The organism is Rhodopila sp. (genome assembly GCF_965276935.1).
In the GTDB taxonomy this organism is placed as follows: Bacteria; Pseudomonadota; Alphaproteobacteria; order Acetobacterales; family Acetobacteraceae; genus Rhodopila.
The window spans coordinates 625,669-643,632 of the sequence record NZ_CBDIBS010000003.1 but is presented as its reverse complement, the minus strand read 5'-3'; the positions used below and the strand labels follow the sequence as shown (position 1 = coordinate 643,632).

The window sequence follows — 17,964 nt, the reverse complement described above, 5'->3', positions numbered from 1 at the left end:
CGTTGGTATCGGCCTATTCAATGGCTGGGACGCTTGCTTCACCGCTTGAGGCGGCGCCGATGCGCCGGATGATCCTGGCACGCGACTTGCATGAACGTCCTGGTTAAACCGGAGAGGGCGATCGCCATGGATGATTATGCCAAGCGCGGCTACGGCGGCCGTTCGGTCGGCTTTGGTGAGCGGATCGGCGTCGCTGTCGTGGATTTTCAACTCGGCTTCACCGACCCTCGTTTTCCACTGGGCGGCGCGGCGCTGACGGACCGTGCGGTCTGCAACACCGCCCCATTATTGGCCGCCGCCCGTGCCGCCCGCCTGCCGGTGGTGAGCTGCTACACCGCCTACGCCGGCGGTGACGCGCCGCATTGGAAAGTGCCGCCGGTGCTGGACGAGTTGCGGCATGGCTCGGAGCAGGCGCGCCTCGATCCGCGCATCGCGGATAGCGATTACGACTACATCCTGTGCAAATCCGCGCCCTCGATCTTTTTCCAAACCGCCGCGGCGCCGATCTTCATCCGCAACCGCTGCGACACGATCATCATTACCGGCTGCACCACCTCCGGCTGCGTCCGCGCCAGCGTGATCGATGCGTTCAGCTTCGGCTTCCGCGTCATTGTGCCGGAGGATTGCGTCGGCGACGTTGCCGAGGGGCCGCACGTCGCCAACCTTCAGGACGTCGGCCGGCGCTACGCCGATGTGGTGGATCTGCGGGCGTGTCTGCAGCAGATCGCCGGGCTGCCGCGTCCCGAGGCCATCTGACACCGGTTGTAAGCAAGGCGGCGAGGACGCAGTATTGGCATAACAACAACGTCCCAGGCAGTCACCAATGGTCGATGTCCCAATCCAGCCGGGGCTGAGCTACGCGCATGGTGCCTCTGATCAGGCGATGATCGGGGAGACGATCGGGGTGCATTTCGACCGCACCGTGGCGCGCTGGGGTGGTCGGACGGGGCTGATCGCCCGCCAGCAGGGCATAAGCTGGACCTGGGCGGAGTTCGGCGCGCGGGTGGACGCCTTCGCCGCCGGGCTGCTGGCGCTGGGCCTGCAGCCGGGGGACCGGATCGGCATCTGGTCGCCGAACAACGCCGAATGGGCCGTCACCCAGTTCGCCACCGCCAAGGCCGGCCTGATCCTGGTCAACATCAACCCGGCCTATCGCCTGACCGAGGTCGAGTACGCGCTGAACAAGGTTGGCTGCAAGGCACTGATAACCGCCACGCGCTTCAAGACCAGCGACTACATTGGCATGATCAACACGCTCGCCCCCGAACTCGCCATCGCCCAACCCGGCGCGCTTCACGCGGTTCGCCTGCCGGCCTTGCGGTCGGTGATCCAGATTGGCGGCGCCTCGTCCGGCGCCTTCGCGTTTGAAGCGATCGCCGATCTGGGCCAGGACGCCGAACGCCGGCGCCTGAAGGACTTGGCGTCGGTCCTGCAGTTCGATGATCCGATCAACATCCAGTTCACCTCCGGCACCACGGGTTTGCCCAAGGGCGCCACGCTGACGCACCATAACATTCTTAACAACGGGTTCTTCATTGGCGAGGTCCTGCACTACACCGAACAGGATGCGGTCTGCATCCCAGTGCCGATGTACCACTGCTTCGGCATGGTCATTGGCACGCTGGCCTGCATGACGCACGGCTCAACCATCGTCTTCCCAGGCGAGGGCTTCGACCCGCTCGCGACGTTGCAGGCGGTGGCGGCGGAGCGCTGCACGTCGTTGTATGGCGTGCCCACGATGTTCATCGCCGAACTGGATCATCCGGATTTCGATAGCTTTGATCTGAGCAGCCTGCGCACCGGCGTGATGGCCGGCACGACCTGTCCGATCGAGATCATGCGGCGCGCCATCCGCGACATGCACCTGACCGAGATCACCATCTGCTACGGCATGACCGAGACCAGCCCGGTCAGCACGCAGACCCGCATCGGCGACTCGCTGGACAAGCAGGTCGGCAGCGTCGGCCGGCCGCATCCGCATGTCGAGATCAAGATCGTCGATGCCGAAGGCCGCATCGTGCCGCATGGCGTCACCGGGGAACTCTGCACCCGCGGCTATTGCGTCATGCTCGGCTACTGGGATGAGCCGGACATGACGGCGGAGGCTATCGACACGGCCGGCTGGATGCACACTGGCGATCTGGCGACGATGGACGCCGACGGCTACTGCGCGATTGTCGGCCGCATCAAGGATCTGGTCATCCGCGGCGGCGAGAACATCTACCCGCGGGAGATCGAGGAGTTCCTGTACCGCCATCCGGCCATCCTGGACGTGCAGGTGTTCGGCGTGCCGGATGAACGTTTCGGTGAAGAACTGTGCGCGTGGGTCAAGCTGCGGACCGGCGAAACCCTGACCGAGGACGATGTGAAGGCGTTCTGCAAGGACCAGATCGCGCATTACAAGGTGCCGCGCCATGTCCGGTTCGTCGAGGAATTCCCGATGACGGTAACCGGGAAGATGCAGAAATACCTGATGCGTGCGACAATGACGGAAGAACTGACCGCAAGCCTGCAACCGGGGGAATGAACCATGCGCTGGGCACGTTTTGAGCAGAATGGCACGCCATCCTATGCCGTCGTGGAGGACGACACGCTGATCCCGGTGCGCGGCTCGCCGTTCGAAAGCTGGGAGCGAACGGGCGCCAAGCTGAAGCTGGACGAGGTGAAGCTGCTGGTGCCAATGATCCCGCCGACCTTCTACGCCGCCGGGATGAACTATCCGGAACACGTGCGCGAGGTGGCGGCGAAGATCGGCCAGAAGCCGAACCTGCCGACCCAGCCGGATATCGGCTACCGCGCCAACAACGCCTTGATCGCGCAGGGCGAGACTATCGTGATCCCGGCGGACGCCACCGAGCAGGTGCAGTACGAGGGCGAACTGGTCGTGGTGATCGGCCGCGAGTGCAAGAACCTGACGCGGGAGAACGCGCTGTCCGCCGTACTGGGCTATACCATCGGCAACGATGTCAGTGAGCGGACGTGGCAGAAATCCGATCGCACAATGTGGCGCGCGAAGAACACCGACACGTTCAAGCCGATGGGGCCGTGGATCGAGACGGATGTCCGGCTGGAAGATCTGGTGACCAGGATCCGCCTGAATGGCGAGCAGCATATCGAATTCTCGACCAACCACATGATCTTCGGCGTGGTTGACTATCTGGTGGCGATGACGAGCTGCCTGACGCTGTATCCCGGCGACATGATGTGGATGGGCACCGAGGGGGCGACCGCGAACATGAAGCACGGCGACCACATCGAGGTTGAGATCAGCGGCATCGGCACACTGAGCAATCCGGTGGTGCGGGCGGGCTGATAAAGATTCCAACGGGCCGTTGATATCGGATTGCTTTCGCGCGCGGCCGCCCCTCCAACCTCGCGCGCATAGCAGCCGGCCCTGGGCTGCTGATATCAATTGCCGCCGGCATAGCCGACCTGCCGCCAATGAAACTTGAGGTCCTGCCCGATGCCCGACGGCAGGCAAAAGCAGTTTCCATTAATTCAACGCCCATGCCGCAGGATAATACCAGTCGACGCTTGCGTTGACTGGTATCGCACGTAGGGTTGGTGGGGCGGCCGCGCGTCAAATCAATAAGATACCAGCCGACCGGCCGCAGACAAAACGGCCAGTTCATTGGTCGGCTGGTATAACAACGGGCTGTCATCCGACCGTTCGACAGACTGCTTCGATGTTGTGCCCGTCTGGGTCCAATATGAACGCGCCATAGTAGTCCGGATGATACTGCACCCGCAGGCCCGGCTTGCCGTTGTCGCGACCGCCGGCCGCCAGACCGGCCGCATGGAACCGGTCGACCGCGGCACGATCCGAGACGGCGAACGCAACATGAGCACCGGTGATTGGATCCGTCCTCAGGCCAATCCAGAAGAACGCCCTCTTGCCAGCACCATATCCCGCAAATGCGTCTCCGTTCGAAGCGAGACGTTCAATCCCGATGACGGTCAGCGTCCGGTCATAGAACGCCCTCGACCGCGCGATATTGCCAACCCCAACCGTCACATGATCGATCATCCGTCGATCGCCGCGTGCACCAGGTTGGCCACCCGGTCGAGCCGAGCCGAATGCCACGGGTCGGGCGAGACGAAGTTGGTAAGGTAGGAGAAGGAGACACCGCTGCTGGGATCGGCCCACGAGTAAGAGCTGCCAACCCCGCCATGGCCGAACGTCACCGGCGCGCCGATTGTGCCGAGACCGCGGATCCGGTCACTTTCCCCACGAACGTGCGGCCCCAGACCGCGATGCATCGGGATGCCGGTCATCGCCAGATCCGGAGATTCCCCGGTGTGGCCACGGGAGACATAGGCAATAAGCCGTGGCGAGAACAGCCGCACGTTGCCCAGCCGCCCACCATGGCCGAGCATCTGGTAGAACGCCGCCATCCCGCGCGCTGTCGCGTAACCGCCGCCGCTCGGCAGGCCGGCGGCGCGGAAGGCGGCGGAGTTGTCCCGTGCCTCCGGCCCATAGGTGTCGGCGCAGCGCACCTGCTGATCCTCCGGCACGCCGACCATGATGTCGTTTCCCAGGCCCAGGGGCTGGATGACCCGCTCACGGATGACGTTGCGAAAATCCTGCCCGGTCACCGCCTCGATCACCATTGCCTGTACCAGATGCGCGGCCTTGCCGTGGTATTGCAGTTTCGATCCCGGCGTCCATTCCAGCGAGAAGTCGCAAACCTCGGCTCGCATCCGGGCGTGGTCGGTCCAGGTGGCCTGCGTCACGTCGCCGTTGGGGAAGCCGCCTTGGTGGGTCATCACCTGCTGCAGCGTGATGTCACCTTTGCCCCGCGCGGCAAATTCCGGCAGGTGGTCGGCGACACGATCCATGAAGGACAGGCTGCCGTCCTCCACCAGGGTCCAGACGGCGGACGATGTCAGCACCTTGGTCTGGCTGAACAGCAGGAACAGGGTTTCGTTGGTTGCCGGGATGGTGCCGCCTTCGGTCCGCGCGTTGCCGTAGGTGCGGAACAGCGCCAGCTTGCCGTTACGGGCGAGGGCGATCTGCGCGCCTGGATAGCGGCCTTCGCTGATGTGGCTCTGGATCAGCGCGTCGAGGTGGTCGAGCGGCCTGGCCGCGAAACCCAGTGCCGAAGGATTGGATTCGGGAAGCGGATAGAAGTTAGGCATGCTGGTATCCTCCTGGGGGTTGGCGACAAGCCGTCCGGCTCAGGCTACGCCGCCTAACGTCTGGCGCCAATTGGTGAGCCAGGCCCGTGTGGCAGCGCCACCTTTCCATGCTCGACCTGATCCGGTGATCCGTCTCCGATAATGGTGCACGGATGGGCTGGGACAGGCTCGATAGATGCTTCATGTCGCCTCAACTCAGGGCGTCGATTGCTCCAACTGCCTGGCACAGATCCGCCGGCAGGCGCCTGACGGAGTTGCCGTTCATCCCGCCCAGGGCGGCAAGACGTGTGGAGGTGCCAGCGTGTCGCCCCATTGCTGCCCACCTCAGCGGCCCCAGACCCGGTGCGCCGGCATGACTGGCTGTCGGGAAGGCGGGGGACAGGAATACCAGCCTAGCGCCCGCTCGCGCGGCCCGCCGCAGCTCCGCCACCGAATGGGCCGAGCTGGTGATGACACCCCGCAGCCGGATTGGTGCTGGCCAGCGTCCACCGCGCAGATGCACTCCGGCGCCCAGCGCCGCGGCCAACCGCGAATCGCCTGCGACAACCAGCAGCAGCCGTCGCTGTCGGCAGATCCGCGCGAGGTCTCGGCCCAGCGCCGCCCGTTGTGGATCAGCGTCATGGCGCAGAATGACCCCCGCCGCGTTCGGCGGCAGGCGTGCCACGGCGGCGCGGGGGTTGGGTAATCGTTTATCGTCAGTGAACAGCCAGAGGCGGGGAACCCGCGGCCGGCCGCCTGATCGACGAAACACCACCTCCCCCGGCCGAACCGGCATGCCGGGGAGGATCGCGCCGGCAGCCGCGACGGACAGCGGCTCGGGACGGGTTTCCTGTCCAACAATATCCCGCGGCACCGGGTGCCTGGGGATGACGTTCAAGGAGAGGGAACGCCGCGCCATCGGCGTGTCCGAGGCCACGCCGGGCCGCATTCCCCAGGCCAGGAGCTTGTTGTCCAACCGCACTACGCCCGCAGGTAATGATCCTTGTAGCGCGTCCGCAAACTCGTCTTCAGCAGCTTTCCCGTTGCGGTGTGCGGCAGCTCGTCCACCACCACCACCTCGTCCGGCAGCCACCATTTGGCGACCTTGCCCGCATACAGCGCCAGCACCGAGGCGGGATCGACCGAATGACCGGGCCGCGCCACGACCAGCAGCAGGGGACGCTCATCCCATTTCGTGTGCGTGGCGGCGATCACCGCGGCCTCCAGCACGTCGGGGTGTGACACGGCGATGTTTTCCAGCGTAATGGAGCTGATCCACTCGCCACCGGACTTGATGACGTCCTTCGACCGGTCGGTGATCTCCATGAAGCCGTCCGGATCGATCGTCGCCACGTCGCCGGTGGCGAACCAGCCGTCCTGGTCGAGCGCGCTGCCGGGTTCATCGCCGTAGTAGGCGTTGGCGATCCACGGCCCGCGCACCATCAGGTCGCCGAACGCAACCCCGTCCCAGGGCAGGTCCACGCCATCGCCATCGACGATCTTCATGTCGATGCCCGGCAGGATGCGGCCCTGCTTCAGCATGTGCTGCGTCGCCCGATCCGGCGTCAGACCAGCCTGGGCCGGCTTCGGCGCATTATAGGTGCCGACCGGGCTGAGTTCGGTCATCCCCCAGCCGTGCTCCACCGCCACGCCATACTCGTCGCGAAACGCCTCGATCAGCAGCGGCGGCGCGGCGGAACCTCCGGTCATGATCCGCTTGACGGTTTCCAGCCTTTCGCCACTGCCGCGCAGGTGTTGCAGCAGGCCGAGCCAGACGGTGGGAACGCCGCAGGTGAAGGTGACGGCTTCGGTGTTGAGCAGGGTCGCCATGCTGGCGCCATCCAGATGCCGGCCAGGCAGCACCAGGGATGCTCCGGTCAGCGCCGCGGCATACGGAATGCCCCAGGCGTTGACGTGGAACATCGGCACCACCGGCAGCACGCGGCTGGTGGCGCGGACGTCCAGCACATCCGGCAGCGCGACCGCATAGGCGTGCAGGAAGGTGGAGCGGTGGCTGTACAGCACCCCCTTCGGCCGCCCGGTGGTGCCGGAGGTGTAGCACAGCGCGCTGGCGGTGTTCTCATCGAAGGTCGGCCAGACGTAATCGTCGTTCATGTCATCCATGAGCTGGTCGTAGCAGGCCAGCGTCATCCCGGGCGCCAGCGTCACCCCCGGCATGTGCGCCGGATCGGTCAGCATGACGACGGTCTTCACGGTGTCCGCGATGCGCGGCGCGATGCCGCTGATCAGGGGCGCGAAGCTGCTGTCCACGAACAGCACCGCGTCGGCCGCATGATTGATGATGTAGACGATATCGTCCGGATGCAGGCGGGGATTGATAGTGTGGCAGATCGCCTGCATCCCTGAGGCGGCGTAATATACCTCCAGATGCCGATAGCCGTTCCAGGCCAGGGTGCCGACCCGGTCGTGCGCGGTGACGCCGAAGCGGTGCATGACGCGAACCAGGCGACGGGCGCGACGCTCGACATCCGCCCAGGTGTAGCGGTGGGTGGTGTTCTCGTGCGTGCGGGAGATGACTTCGGCGGACCCGTGATGCCGCGCGGCGTGCGTCAGGATCGAGGAAATCATCAGTGCATGAGGTTGCATCAGGGCGAGCACGATCGTTACCTCCGGTTTGGCTGTTCGTTGACAGGGGATGATACGGTATTGGCCGGGCGGAGAAAGGGGCGACCATCGGCGCAACCATGGTTACAGGCTCCGGCGACACCGGACCTGCGACGAGCCATCGAATGACGCACCGGCCCCACCCGCGTCACAGTGGTTGTCGGACGCCATCACGCGGCCAGACAGCCGTGCGATGTCATCGATGATGCGCCTGGGCAGGGCTGCCGTGGCCGATGCGGTGGTGTGGCTGGTTTGCCTGAATGCGGCCTATAGTAATGGCGCCATAATCAGCCGTAAGGAGCGTTAGCATGGACCTGAAATCCGCTTTGATCGTTGGCGTCGGGCCGGGCCTCAGCGCCTCGCTGGCGCGCCTGTTCGCCAAACATGGGCTGCAGGTGGCAATGGCCTCCCGCAACCCGGACAAACTGGCGAAGCTGGCGGAGGAGACGGCCGGCGTCACCTTCGCCTGCGAAACCACCGAACCCGAGGAAGTCGCCGCGCTGTTCGACGTGGTGGTCGCCACGCAAGGCGTGCCGGATATCGTGGTCTACAACGCCAGCGCGCGGGCACGCGGTCCGGTGACCGATCTCGATCCGACAGAAGTGGCGCGTGCGATTGCCGTCAGCGGCTACGGCGGCTTCCTTGTCGCACAGCAGGCGGCGAGGCTCATGGTCGCCCGCGGCTCGGGCGTGATCCTGCTGACGGGCGCCTCGGCGAGCGTGAAGGGCTACCCGAATTCCTCGGCCTTCGCGATGGGCAAGTTCGCGCTGCGCGGCCTGGCGCAGAGCCTGGCGCGGGAATTGGCGCCCAAGGGCGTTCACGTCGCGCATTTCATCATCGACGGCGGCATCCGGAGCGCTCACCGATCCGATTCAAACGAAAATCCCGACAGCACACTGGACCCCGACGCGATCGCCGAGAGCTACTGGCACGTTGCCAACCAGACGCGCAGCGCCTGGACCTGGGAGGTTGAGTTGCGACCCTGGGTTGAGAAATTCTGAACCGGCAATGTCCTGGCCGTTCATACCCTGATAAGGTCAGCAGCCGCCGCGATAGTTGGAATGCGCTGATACCGAAGATCCAGCGAGGCCAACACGCGCCGCGCTGATCACAATGCTCAGTCGCAGGTTTGCCGCCTAGGCAGCGTCCGGCGAAAGCCCTGCGCTCAATTCCGTGATACGCAGGATGACCCCGTCGGCACTTGTCTGGCTGGGGAAGCGGGTTACCGTCATCCGCCACCGCTGCCGGACCTCCGCAAGTTCCGCGTCGGCTTTCGCGCCCTTCAGGAACAGGCACACGCCGTCCACGGACAGCAACCGGGCGGCGAGCGGCAGCAGGCGGGGCAGCGGGGCAAGGGCGCGGGCGGTGACCAGACTGGCCGGAGCGACGTCGGCCGCCTCGATGCGGCAGGCGTGCACGAACGCCGGCGCGCCGGTCTCCAGCACCGCGGTTCGCAGGAAAGATGCCTTGCGCCGGTCCGCTTCGATCAGGTCGAACGGGATCCCGGTCGCCAGCGCCAGCACCAGACCGGGGAACCCGCCGCCGGTTCCCAGGTCCACGCCCCGGGTGACGCCAGCCGGCAGCAGCGGCACCAGTTGCAGGGAGTCGGTGATGTGCCGGTCCCACACCACCGCGGCATCGCGCGCGGCGATGAGGTTCAGCGTGGCGTTCCAATGCAACAGCAGCGCCGTGAAACGGTCCAGTCTTTCCTTCATCGCAAGATCCAGTGCCATCGGCGGCAATCTTCCTGATTCAGACCGCCCGACCTGGCGCCAGGACAACCAGCAGGACCGTCAGCGCCCGTCAACCCGAGTCACTCCGCTGTTCTGATAAAAAATCATAAGGGGAGCGCAACGTGACCTGGGTCACGAAACCGAGGCGGCAAGCCGGGTAGATGACGCTCGTGCCGGCACGATAACAAACTCATCGGACGGCCGCATCACCCTCCGCCCGGACATCGGGCCGTCACGTCAGAAGGATCAAGCGCCATGGCCTACACGTTTAACCCCATCATCGCCCCGGGGGAGACCTTGTTCACCCAGGCGCTCGGCATTAACGACTTCGATACGATCGTGGGCGTTCACAACGCCAACGCCAATGCGGCGTTCTCGCTCGCGAACGGCAGCTTCACGACATTGACCCCGCCAGGCGCCACCGCCACGGATGCCGTCGGCATCAACAATTCAGGCACGGTTGCCGGATTCTACGTCGACGGCAACGGTGTGACGAACGGGTTTATCTGATCCGGCAGCAACGCGAACCCGTCCTTCACCAAGCTTGATGCGCCCGGCACCGCCTTCAACCAGCTGCTCGGGATCAACGACAAGGGTGAACTGGCCGGCTATTCGTCGGACATGGTCAATGGACTGACCGATCAGCTCGGATATTTCGTCAACAACGGCACTTACAACTATCTCGACAATGCCACTCATACGGCGCTGTTGCCGACCAACGTCAACAGCCAGGCCACAGGTGTCAACAACGCCGGGCAGGTCGTCGGCTTTTTCATGCCGACCGCCGCCACCTCCGACGGGTTCATCGACAACAACGGCTCGCTGACCGTGCTGTCGGCGCCAGGCTCCAGCTTCACCCAGGCGCTAGGTGAGAACAACCAGGGCCAGGTCGTCGGCTTCTACAACGACGCCAAAGGCACATCGCACGGCTTCGTCTACAGCGCCGGCAACTACACGACCGTCGATGCGCCCAACGCATCAGCGACCACGATCAATGGCATCAACGACGCCGGTCAGGTTGTCGGCTTTGATGTGAACCAGACTGGAAGCATCACCGCCGGCTTCACCTCTAGCCTGCCGGAGGCCGCGCTGTCGGACACCACTACCGGAACGACATGGCAGCAGGCGATGACTGCCTACAGTGGCCCGGTCAGCTACCTGACCAGCGAGTTCATTGATATCTCCAGCCACAGCCTGAACATGTCGACCACCCAGGCGAACGTCTTCCTGCACAGCGGGGCGGGGGAAGACGCACTGCAGGTCAGCAGTGGTCAGAACGTTCTGGACGGCGGCACCGGCTCGAACTTCCTCACAGGGGGTAGCGGCACGGGTGCCGGTGCCGGCGCCGATACGTTCTTCGTCGACGACCGCGCGGCAACGGCACCGATCTGGTCTACGCTGGTCAACTTCCACGCAGGCGATGCCGCGACGATCTGGGGTGTTACGCCGCAGGATTTCGGCCTCTCCCGGGTGGATGGCCAAGGCGCCGCGGGAAACACCGGCCTGACCCTGCACGCGACCCAGACCGGTGGCCCGACTGCCTCGCTGACGCTTGCCGGCTACACGTCAGTCGACCTGACTGACGGGAAACTCAGCGTCAGCTACGGCAACTCTGATGGCAGCAACTATATGTATATCCATGGCAATAGCTGATGGCGGCGCAGCCAGGGCCTGCCGCCGCTCGGTAAGGCTGACGATCAGGCGAAGGCAGGTGCGGCGCCGGTCAGGCAAAGCCATACCGTCCCGACAGACAGGCACGAAGGCATTGTCTTCGTACCTGTTTCCGTTGTCGCTGAGGTGCTAGCGGCTGACATGCGATCGGGCGGCACGACAGCCTTTCCGAATGGCACAGCGGCGACTGGACGGTTGCGGTGCGATGATGGCATCAGCGATGATGTCGATGGGCGATATGCGCGACGACGTCCTTGCCGCGCCAACCTCGACACGGCAAATAGTGTTGCATGATGATCATCGATACCTGGTTTGTTTCAGGCCACGTCTCGGTTTGCCACTGTCTCGTCGTCAGCCGATCCGCAACGGAGCCTCAGCCAACATGATTGAAGCGATCGAGTGGCCAGCGGCGGCCGCCTCATTCACGGCCCTGGCGGTCTGCCCGAACTGCGGGAATGTCGAGAGTAAACAGTTCATTCTGCGCGCGCCGTGGCCGCACGCCACGACCGCGGACGGCCGCGTTGGTCTGCTCCGCTGCCCCGCCTGCGGTTGCGGCTTCGTTTACCCGGCGAAGACCGCCGACTATGCCGCTGAACAGGCGGATGGCGGCAGCGGCCTTGCCTTCTATCTGCAGCAAGGTGCCGGCCTTTCAGGCATCGCCTCGAATGTCGCGGCGCTCGATCGACCCGCCGGCACCCGGTTGCTCGAGGTTGGCTGCGGCTTCGGCTTCGGCCTGGACTTCGCTCGCCGCGCTCTCGGTTGGAACGTCGTCGGACTTGATCCGTCACCCTTCGCGGCCGCCGGACGCGCCTGCCTCGACCTGCCGATCGAGTCGCGTTACCTCGTGATCGACGATCCAGCCCTCGGCGACCGGTTCGATGTGGTGATGGCGTCGGAGGTGATCGAGCACGTAGCGTCGCCGCCGGCTTTCGCGCGGACCTTGCGATCCGCTCTGCGCGACGGCGGCAGCCTTGTGCTGACAACGCCCGACGTGGAGGCCGTTAGTCCCGCCACGCCGCGCGGCATTCTGGTGCCGCTGTTGTCAATCGGCTATCACCTCGTTCTGCAGAGCGCGTCCAGTCTTGCCGGAATCCTGCACGATGCCGGCTTCGTCGACGTCGATGTCCGTCGCGTCGGCGGTGGCCAGCTCATCGCCCAATGCCGGCGCGGGCCGCTGCCGCAGGGTTCATTCGCCACCATGACAAACTATCCTGGGGCGGCCAATCCTGGCTTTCGTGACCAGTACCGCCGCTACCTGCGCGATGCGGCCGAGGCTGCGGACACTGACAGTGACCTGTGGTTCGGGCTGACCGCGCGGACCTACCGGGAAGCGGTCAACGCGGCTGACCGTCCGGCCGCGGACGCTCTTTGGATGGCGTTCTCCACCGCCTGCCGTCGCCGGTTTGGCTCCCATCCGGAAGCCGCGACCAATTCCGTCGCCGACACGGCGGCAGAGTCGCTGGATAGCCTGGTGGTGCGTGAACCCCTGTGTCTGGGGCCCGTCTTGCTGCACCGCGCCTTCCACCGTCTGCTCGCCGGCGAGCGGCGGAGTGCGGTCGGGGACGTGTTGCAGCGCGCAGCGGATGCCTGTGACCGGCTTCGGCGATCGCTGCAGCGCATCGGGTCCGATGACGGCGACGCCGAGGATGTGGGCTGGGTCGCGGGCGCTGAAGCGCTGCTGTGCGCGGCCGAGGGCGGCGCCAAGAACCTGCCGGAGCGGTTCGACGCGCTGGGCGCGTCCCCCGCCGACGCGATAGCTCGGCGCGACGGGCAGCCGCTGCGCACCGAGCAGTACCGGCGTCGGATCTTCGTGTCGCTGATCAATGCCGCGCAGCTTGACGAGGCTGATCGTCTGGCGGACGTTGTTCAGGCGGTGGAAGCCCGCGCGACGGTGCCTGGCATATTGCTGGCCGACGATGAGCTGGACGCGCTTTTCTGCGCCGCCGTACGAGAATTGCAACGGCGGGAGGGTGGGGCCGCGCGCGCGCTTGATCTGCTGCGGCAACTTCGCGCGGCCTGCGACCGGGCCTGCGCCGCTGGGCGAGGCGGGTCAGCCGTTAGCCTCATGCCGTTGGCGCGGGACAGGGAAATCCTGGCTCTGAAGGTCCTCGGGCGAAAGCAGGAGGCCAAGGCGCTGCGGCGATCCAGTCCGGCGGCCAACGTGGGTAGCAGGATCTGGTGACGCTTGACGCGTATTCCCCAGCGGTCGCGGCGCGTGCCAGGGCAGCGCGGTAGTCGCGATCGTCGAGCCTGATCAGCCGGTCGGGTGCGCGTTCCAGCACGGCGGCGGTCATGGCAGCCTCCTGGCATCGGCGGATTTAGGTTGACGGCATGACGCTGCCAAATCGCCGCATCGGGGACCGGGCCAGGAGCGGAGGCGGAACGCGGGATACTCCGCCATTTCCCGATGCGGTCGAAATCGCGGGCGGTGGGGTATGTCGTGGCGGTGAGGCTGGTGTAGGGCATGGACTCAGCGCCCGGTAGCTTTCGTCATAAAAATGACCCATCCTGGTGCTCTCTTGATGCAAGTCGCTGCAGAGCGGGACGGTGAGAAAGGGCTTGCGGGTCATCCGTCAAGCCAGTAGGAAAATTGGCTTTGGCAGGGATGGGCGCGTAGCTCAGCGGTAGAGCATCGCCTTCACACGGCGGGGGTCACAGGTTCAATCCCTGTCGCGCCCACCATCCGGATCAACGAAGTGGCTGGCCGGCCGAACTGGCTTGAGTGCCGGAAGCAAGCGGGAGACTGCCCTATCTCCAGGCTGATCCAATGGCTGGGCCGGCCAAGCCGTCCCTCTGATCCGTGGAAGCGGATAAAGGTTAGTTCCTGTCAAACCGAGGCGACACGCGCCGCCCTCTATTTTTGCGACGTTGCCTGATGGGCGGCATTTCGCTCGCCCGCATCCAGTGGCGAATGCGGCGCCAGCGTTATGAGGGTGCGTTCGTATCCATCCACGCCGATCAGGCGCCGTTGCTGATGCGCTGTCGCAAGCGAGCCCAGTCGGCATTTCCACTGCGACCGACCAAAGGCGGCAAGCCCCCGCCAGTGGCGCGGCAGCCGTGAAATTGACCAGTCCAGTCAGCGGTTTCATGGTGGGGGCAAAATTGTGGGGGAGCGTGATGTCCGACATCGGCAGGGAACGGCCAAGCCGCAAGCGGTTCATCGTGTACGGGCTGTTATTCGCGATGACGTTGATCAACTACTTTGACCGCACTGTCCTTTCCATCGCCATGCCGGTGCTGACGCAACAATTCGCGCTGACACCGATCGCCGGCGGCTACCTGCTGTCGGCCTTTATCTGGTCGTACGCGCCGTGCCAATTGCCGGCCGGACTGATGCTTGATCGGTGGGGGACGCGGAAGACAGCCGCACGATGCATCGCCTTCTGGTCGGCGGCGACGGCGCTCACTGGTGCAGCGACCAGCTTCCCCTTTGTGTTTTTCACCCGGCTGCTGCTGGGCATCGGCGAGTCTCCGACGTTTCCACTCGCTGCCCGCGCGATACGAGAATGGGCACCGGTGCGTGAGCGAGCGTTGGCCTTCTCGATCTCGGGTTCGGGTCCGGCGTTCGGCACCGCTGTTTCCGCGATCACCATCGCCTGGTTGGTGAACACGATCGGCTGGCGCCTCGCCTTCGTGTTTTCCGGGGTCCTCGGTTTCATCTGGGTGGCCATGTGGCTGCTGCTATTTCGCGATCCTGAAGACGCGCGCTGGCTGCCCGAGGCCGAGCGGCGCATGATTTTGCGCGACCGTTCACCGGGCGGCACGACCGAGACCCAGGCAATGCCGCTCAGGGAGTTGCTCGGCTACCAGACCATGTGGGGATTGTTCCTGGTGCAGGGTTGCGTGAACTACACGCAGTATTTGTTCCTGACTTGGCTGCCCACGTACCTGGTGCAGAGCCGCGGCTTGAACATCCTGCATTCCGGTTTTCAAACAGGCATCTGCTACTTTGGCGCGATGGTGCTGACGATCGGGATGGGACGCCTGTGCGACCACATGCTCACGCCGGCGGCGGTGCAGGCGGGCAAACGACGCTATGCCGTGGTCATCCTCGCGTTTGGCGCCTCGGTCATGGTGCTGGCGCCCTATACGAGCTCCGAGGTGTTGCTGCTGGTTGAAATCACCTTCTCGCTGGCGTGTGTGCAGAGCGTGTTCGTGAACACCTACGCGCTGACCAACGATTTGCTGCATGCCGGCAAGAGCATCGGGGCGGCGATCGGCTGGATCCAGCTCGGTGGCAACATCTTCGGTCTGGCCGCGCCAATCGCCACAGGATATATCGTTGCAGCAACCGGCAGTTTCACCAGTGCCTTCCTGCTGGCCGGTGCGCTGCTGATCATTGGCGCAGTCGTGACCCTGACGATGACACGCCGCCCTGTCGGTGCCGCTCTGGTGCGTGTCGCTCACCCGATTTAGCGCCGCAATCAGGAAGTGCGCCGTATCAGCCAATGCGTTTTGCCCACCAACCGACAGCATTCTGGAAGGACATCACGCACTTGCTGGACGGGTTGCATGGCCGTTTGCGACGTGCGCCAACCACGGCTTGGCAATGGCCAGACCGTGAGGTGACCCGCGCGGGCCTGACGTTATAACCATTTTCGGTCGACACATAAGAACGGGAGGAAGCCGATGCCGCCAGCAACCGTCCATGTGGCGGACACCGACGACGTGTCGGTTTCGCCAGCCCGAGCCTTCTGGGCCGCCTGGAGCGGCTGGATGCTCGACGGCTTTGACAGCGGCCTTTACATCTTCGTGCTGGTCCCGGCGCTGATTGATCTGCTGCGCACCGGCGGGCTGGAGCCGACCAAGGGCAATATCGCTCAGTATGGTGGTTATCTGTTCTCGATCTTCATGCTGGGCTGGGCTTGCTCGATGTTCTGGGGCTGGCTCGCCGACCGCATCGGGCGGGTCAAGGTGATGTGCCTGACGATTCTGATGTACTCCGTCGCGACGGCATTATGCGGTCTCGCCTGGAGCCTGACGTCCTTCGCGGTTTTTCGCTTTCTCGCCGGATTTGGTGTCGGAGGCGAATGGGCCGCGGGCACGCCGATGCTGCAGGAGTCGGTGCCGGAGCAGATGCGCATCCGCCTGGCGAGCTGGCTGCACACGGCGACGCCGATCGGTGGCCTGTTGGCTGTGGGTGCATCGTTCCTGGTGCCCGTCATAGGCTGGCGCGGCGTGTTCCTGCTGGGCGTGCTGCCGGCTCTGCTGACGGTCTGGCTGCGGCGCAACGTGCCGGAACCCAAGGTGTGGCGGACGGGCGTCGCCAGGACTGCCGTGGCGGGTGCCGACTCGCTGTTTCGCGGCCCGCAAGCGCGCACCACCTGGGCAGCCGCGAGCATGATGGCGTGCATCATCTTCGGTCTTTGGTCATGCACGTTCTGGGCGCCGACACTGATCATCTCCAAGCTGACGGCGGCCGGCATACCGATGGCGGTGGCACAGCATACCGCGTCGGTCAGCGGGCTGCTCTTAAACGGTGGCACCCTGGTGGCGTGTGGCCTGATGCCGTGGATCGCGACCTTGATCGGGCCACGGCGCCGAGCGGCGGCGATCTTTTTCGTGGGATCGTTGATTTCGGTTATTGCCGCCTATGTCGTCGCTGTGACGATCCTGGACAGCGTCGAACTTTTCATCTGGCTGCTGCCGCCGCTGGGCTTTTTTACCAATGGGGTCTTTGCCCTGTTCACGCTGTGGCTGCCCGAGCTTTTCCCGACATCACAGCGTTCATTCGGAGCGGGCTTCGCCTTTAGCCTGGGTCGCGTGCTTGGCGCGATCGGACCAACGATTGTTGGTATCGTCGTTGCGATGACCGGATCCTATCCGCTGGCCATAACCGCAGTATCAGTCATCTATCTGGTTGGACTTCCGGCCATCGCGATGGCGCCGGAGACGGCGGGGCGGCCGCTTCCCGCTTAATCATCCGCGACGGCCTGGCTGTCGCGGATGTCGTATCCTGGCGGCAGGCTCAGCCCTTGCCCCACTTGCGGGCAGCAAGGGTCGGCGTCGGACTGGATGCATTCAGCCTTTTGTCCTGTGCGATCCAGCCCATGACCGCGGCTTCCGTCGCGAACCCGGCCGCCATTTGCGGCAGCGCACCGAAACGGAGCACTTCAACCGCAAAGGTGTCGTCCTCACGCCGAACGATCCGATATGTCGTTTCTATCATTATTCGTTCATAACGTTTTTGCCTTGTGGCCGCATGTGATCGTTGAGGTTCAGGCGCCGAACCCCACCGAGGCCACAGCACCGATGCGGTTTATCGGGCACCACGAGAAATCATGTATGTAATATAGTCCGCTTGGGTCGTGCCGTCATACGACATGCTGAACGGCTTTTTCTTGTCGTCCGCCGGCTTTGTCGCGACCGCTTTCACGGTTTTTGCCCGCGTGGCGGGCCTAGACGGCGCCGGTTTTGTCACTGATACGGCGGTTTCAGCCTGCCGAGAGGACTCTTCCGACCGCCCGGCCTTCCAGGATGAGACATCGCTGCGCAACTGGTTCTTCATCGCCTCTGAGCGCATGTCATCTTCATTATTCGGATCGCCCTGATCATCGGCTGGATTTATGGTCATCAATTTCGCCTTCCGATTGTAAAAACATTAATTCAAAGCCAGAGATATTTGATGTCGAACGGTCACCGATGCCACCATCCGACTCTGTCCCGACTGACTGCCGTCGATCCGGCCAGTCGCGTCCGCCGATACCTCACGGAGAACCACGCCACGATGCCCTCGGACCCAGGTCTAAGCCTGTTGGCGCAGAAGCCAGCCGGTCACCGCATTGACTTGGCAATCGGCTTCGATGTGATCCAGTGC

General features: G+C 64.5%; 16 protein-coding genes and 1 tRNA gene. 11 read left to right on the top strand and 6 right to left on the bottom strand.

Annotated elements, in window-relative coordinates; genetic code table 11:
- Nucleotides 1-90: 90 nt before the first annotated feature.
- From ACQY4S_RS10730 to ACQY4S_RS10720, 3 genes are all read left to right on the top strand, one after another.
- Nucleotides 91-756, top strand: coding sequence for an isochorismatase family protein (locus tag ACQY4S_RS10730; protein WP_428485190.1), 666 nt, complete (start codon nt 91-93; stop codon nt 754-756).
- Nucleotides 757-823: 67 nt separating this feature from the next.
- Nucleotides 824-2,527, top strand: coding sequence for an AMP-binding protein (locus ACQY4S_RS10725; RefSeq protein ID WP_428485189.1), 1,704 nt, complete (start codon nt 824-826; stop codon nt 2,525-2,527).
- Between the two features lie 3 nt (nt 2,528-2,530).
- On the top strand, nt 2,531-3,313 hold the full coding sequence (locus tag ACQY4S_RS10720) for a fumarylacetoacetate hydrolase family protein (protein WP_428485188.1): 783 nt from the start codon (nt 2,531-2,533) through the stop codon (nt 3,311-3,313).
- 345 nt (nt 3,314-3,658) lie between these two features.
- Here ACQY4S_RS10720 and ACQY4S_RS10715 read toward each other — a convergent pair whose 3' ends face one another.
- The 4 genes from ACQY4S_RS10715 to ACQY4S_RS10700 form a co-directional block, all read right to left on the bottom strand.
- The gene (locus tag ACQY4S_RS10715; protein ID WP_428485187.1) at nt 3,659-4,027 is read right to left on the bottom strand and encodes a VOC family protein; all 369 of its coding nucleotides are present in this window, start codon (nt 4,025-4,027) and stop codon (nt 3,659-3,661) included.
- On the bottom strand, nt 4,024-5,139 hold the full coding sequence (locus ACQY4S_RS10710) for a serine hydrolase domain-containing protein (RefSeq protein ID WP_428485186.1): 1,116 nt from the start codon (nt 5,137-5,139) through the stop codon (nt 4,024-4,026). The genes ACQY4S_RS10715 and ACQY4S_RS10710 overlap by 4 nt, the downstream gene beginning before the upstream one ends.
- 190 nt (nt 5,140-5,329) lie before the next feature.
- Nucleotides 5,330-6,094, bottom strand: a complete 765-nt coding sequence (locus tag ACQY4S_RS10705; RefSeq protein ID WP_428485185.1) for a thiamine phosphate synthase — start codon at nt 6,092-6,094, stop codon at nt 5,330-5,332.
- 5 nt (nt 6,095-6,099) lie between these two features.
- A complete protein-coding gene (locus ACQY4S_RS10700; protein WP_428485184.1) occupies nt 6,100-7,737 on the bottom strand; it encodes a long-chain-fatty-acid--CoA ligase in 1,638 nt (545 codons plus the stop codon).
- A 314-nt stretch (nt 7,738-8,051) separates the two neighbouring features.
- Here ACQY4S_RS10700 and ACQY4S_RS10695 point away from each other — a divergent pair, with 314 nt between their 5' ends.
- Nucleotides 8,052-8,744, top strand: a complete 693-nt coding sequence (locus ACQY4S_RS10695; protein WP_428485183.1) for an SDR family NAD(P)-dependent oxidoreductase — start codon at nt 8,052-8,054, stop codon at nt 8,742-8,744.
- 135 nt (nt 8,745-8,879) lie between these two features.
- On the opposite strand, the gene rsmG is transcribed toward ACQY4S_RS10695, so the two are convergent.
- On the bottom strand, nt 8,880-9,476 hold the full coding sequence (gene rsmG / locus ACQY4S_RS10690) for a 16S rRNA (guanine(527)-N(7))-methyltransferase RsmG (protein WP_428485182.1): 597 nt from the start codon (nt 9,474-9,476) through the stop codon (nt 8,880-8,882).
- Between the two features lie 255 nt (nt 9,477-9,731).
- On the opposite strand from rsmG, the gene ACQY4S_RS10685 reads away from it, so the two are divergent.
- From ACQY4S_RS10685 to ACQY4S_RS10660, 6 genes are all read left to right on the top strand, one after another.
- The gene (locus ACQY4S_RS10685) at nt 9,732-9,986 is read left to right on the top strand and encodes a hypothetical protein (protein ID WP_428485181.1); all 255 of its coding nucleotides are present in this window, start codon (nt 9,732-9,734) and stop codon (nt 9,984-9,986) included.
- Nucleotides 9,987-10,097: 111 nt separating this feature from the next.
- Nucleotides 10,098-11,129 (top strand): hypothetical protein, encoded by a 1,032-nt coding sequence (locus ACQY4S_RS10680; protein WP_428485180.1) that lies wholly within the window; start codon nt 10,098-10,100, stop codon nt 11,127-11,129.
- A gap of 400 nt (nt 11,130-11,529) precedes the next feature.
- The gene (locus tag ACQY4S_RS10675) at nt 11,530-13,329 is read left to right on the top strand and encodes a methyltransferase domain-containing protein (protein WP_428485179.1); all 1,800 of its coding nucleotides are present in this window, start codon (nt 11,530-11,532) and stop codon (nt 13,327-13,329) included.
- 425 nt (nt 13,330-13,754) lie between these two features.
- A tRNA-Val gene (locus ACQY4S_RS10670) sits at nt 13,755-13,829 on the top strand.
- A 435-nt stretch (nt 13,830-14,264) separates the two neighbouring features.
- Nucleotides 14,265-15,563 (top strand): MFS transporter, encoded by a 1,299-nt coding sequence (locus tag ACQY4S_RS10665; protein WP_428485178.1) that lies wholly within the window; start codon nt 14,265-14,267, stop codon nt 15,561-15,563.
- Nucleotides 15,564-15,776: 213 nt separating this feature from the next.
- Complete coding sequence (locus ACQY4S_RS10660; protein WP_428485177.1) at nt 15,777-17,066, top strand: MFS transporter; 1,290 nt, start codon at nt 15,777-15,779, stop codon at nt 17,064-17,066.
- A 49-nt stretch (nt 17,067-17,115) separates the two neighbouring features.
- On the opposite strand, the gene ACQY4S_RS10655 is transcribed toward ACQY4S_RS10660, so the two are convergent.
- Complete coding sequence (locus ACQY4S_RS10655; RefSeq protein WP_428485176.1) at nt 17,116-17,316, bottom strand: hypothetical protein; 201 nt, start codon at nt 17,314-17,316, stop codon at nt 17,116-17,118.
- Between the two features lie 154 nt (nt 17,317-17,470).
- Between ACQY4S_RS10655 and ACQY4S_RS10650 the strand changes: the two genes are divergently transcribed.
- Complete coding sequence (locus tag ACQY4S_RS10650) at nt 17,471-17,698, top strand: hypothetical protein (protein ID WP_428485175.1); 228 nt, start codon at nt 17,471-17,473, stop codon at nt 17,696-17,698.
- Nucleotides 17,699-17,964: the final 266 nt, after the last annotated feature.

Bases quoted from the DNA above. Each gene is read 5' to 3' on its own strand.
- ACQY4S_RS10730 (WP_428485190.1), top strand. From the start codon at position 91: ATGAACGTCCTGGTTAAACCGGAGAGGGCGATCGCCATGGATGATTAT.
- ACQY4S_RS10725 (WP_428485189.1), top strand. From the start codon at position 824: ATGGTCGATGTCCCAATCCAGCCGGGGCTGAGCTACGCGCATGGTGCC.
- ACQY4S_RS10720 (WP_428485188.1), top strand. From the start codon at position 2,531: ATGCGCTGGGCACGTTTTGAGCAGAATGGCACGCCATCCTATGCCGTC.
- ACQY4S_RS10715 (WP_428485187.1), bottom strand. From the start codon at position 4,027: ATGATCGATCATGTGACGGTTGGGGTTGGCAATATCGCGCGGTCGAGG.
- ACQY4S_RS10710 (WP_428485186.1), bottom strand. From the start codon at position 5,139: ATGCCTAACTTCTATCCGCTTCCCGAATCCAATCCTTCGGCACTGGGT.
- ACQY4S_RS10695 (WP_428485183.1), top strand. From the start codon at position 8,052: ATGGACCTGAAATCCGCTTTGATCGTTGGCGTCGGGCCGGGCCTCAGC.
- rsmG (WP_428485182.1), bottom strand. From the start codon at position 9,476: ATGGCACTGGATCTTGCGATGAAGGAAAGACTGGACCGTTTCACGGCG.
- ACQY4S_RS10685 (WP_428485181.1), top strand. From the start codon at position 9,732: ATGGCCTACACGTTTAACCCCATCATCGCCCCGGGGGAGACCTTGTTC.
- ACQY4S_RS10680 (WP_428485180.1), top strand. From the start codon at position 10,098: ATGGTCAATGGACTGACCGATCAGCTCGGATATTTCGTCAACAACGGC.
- ACQY4S_RS10675 (WP_428485179.1), top strand. From the start codon at position 11,530: ATGATTGAAGCGATCGAGTGGCCAGCGGCGGCCGCCTCATTCACGGCC.
- ACQY4S_RS10665 (WP_428485178.1), top strand. From the start codon at position 14,265: ATGTCCGACATCGGCAGGGAACGGCCAAGCCGCAAGCGGTTCATCGTG.
- ACQY4S_RS10660 (WP_428485177.1), top strand. From the start codon at position 15,777: ATGCCGCCAGCAACCGTCCATGTGGCGGACACCGACGACGTGTCGGTT.
- ACQY4S_RS10655 (WP_428485176.1), bottom strand. From the start codon at position 17,316: ATGATAGAAACGACATATCGGATCGTTCGGCGTGAGGACGACACCTTT.
- ACQY4S_RS10650 (WP_428485175.1), top strand. From the start codon at position 17,471: ATGCTGAACGGCTTTTTCTTGTCGTCCGCCGGCTTTGTCGCGACCGCT.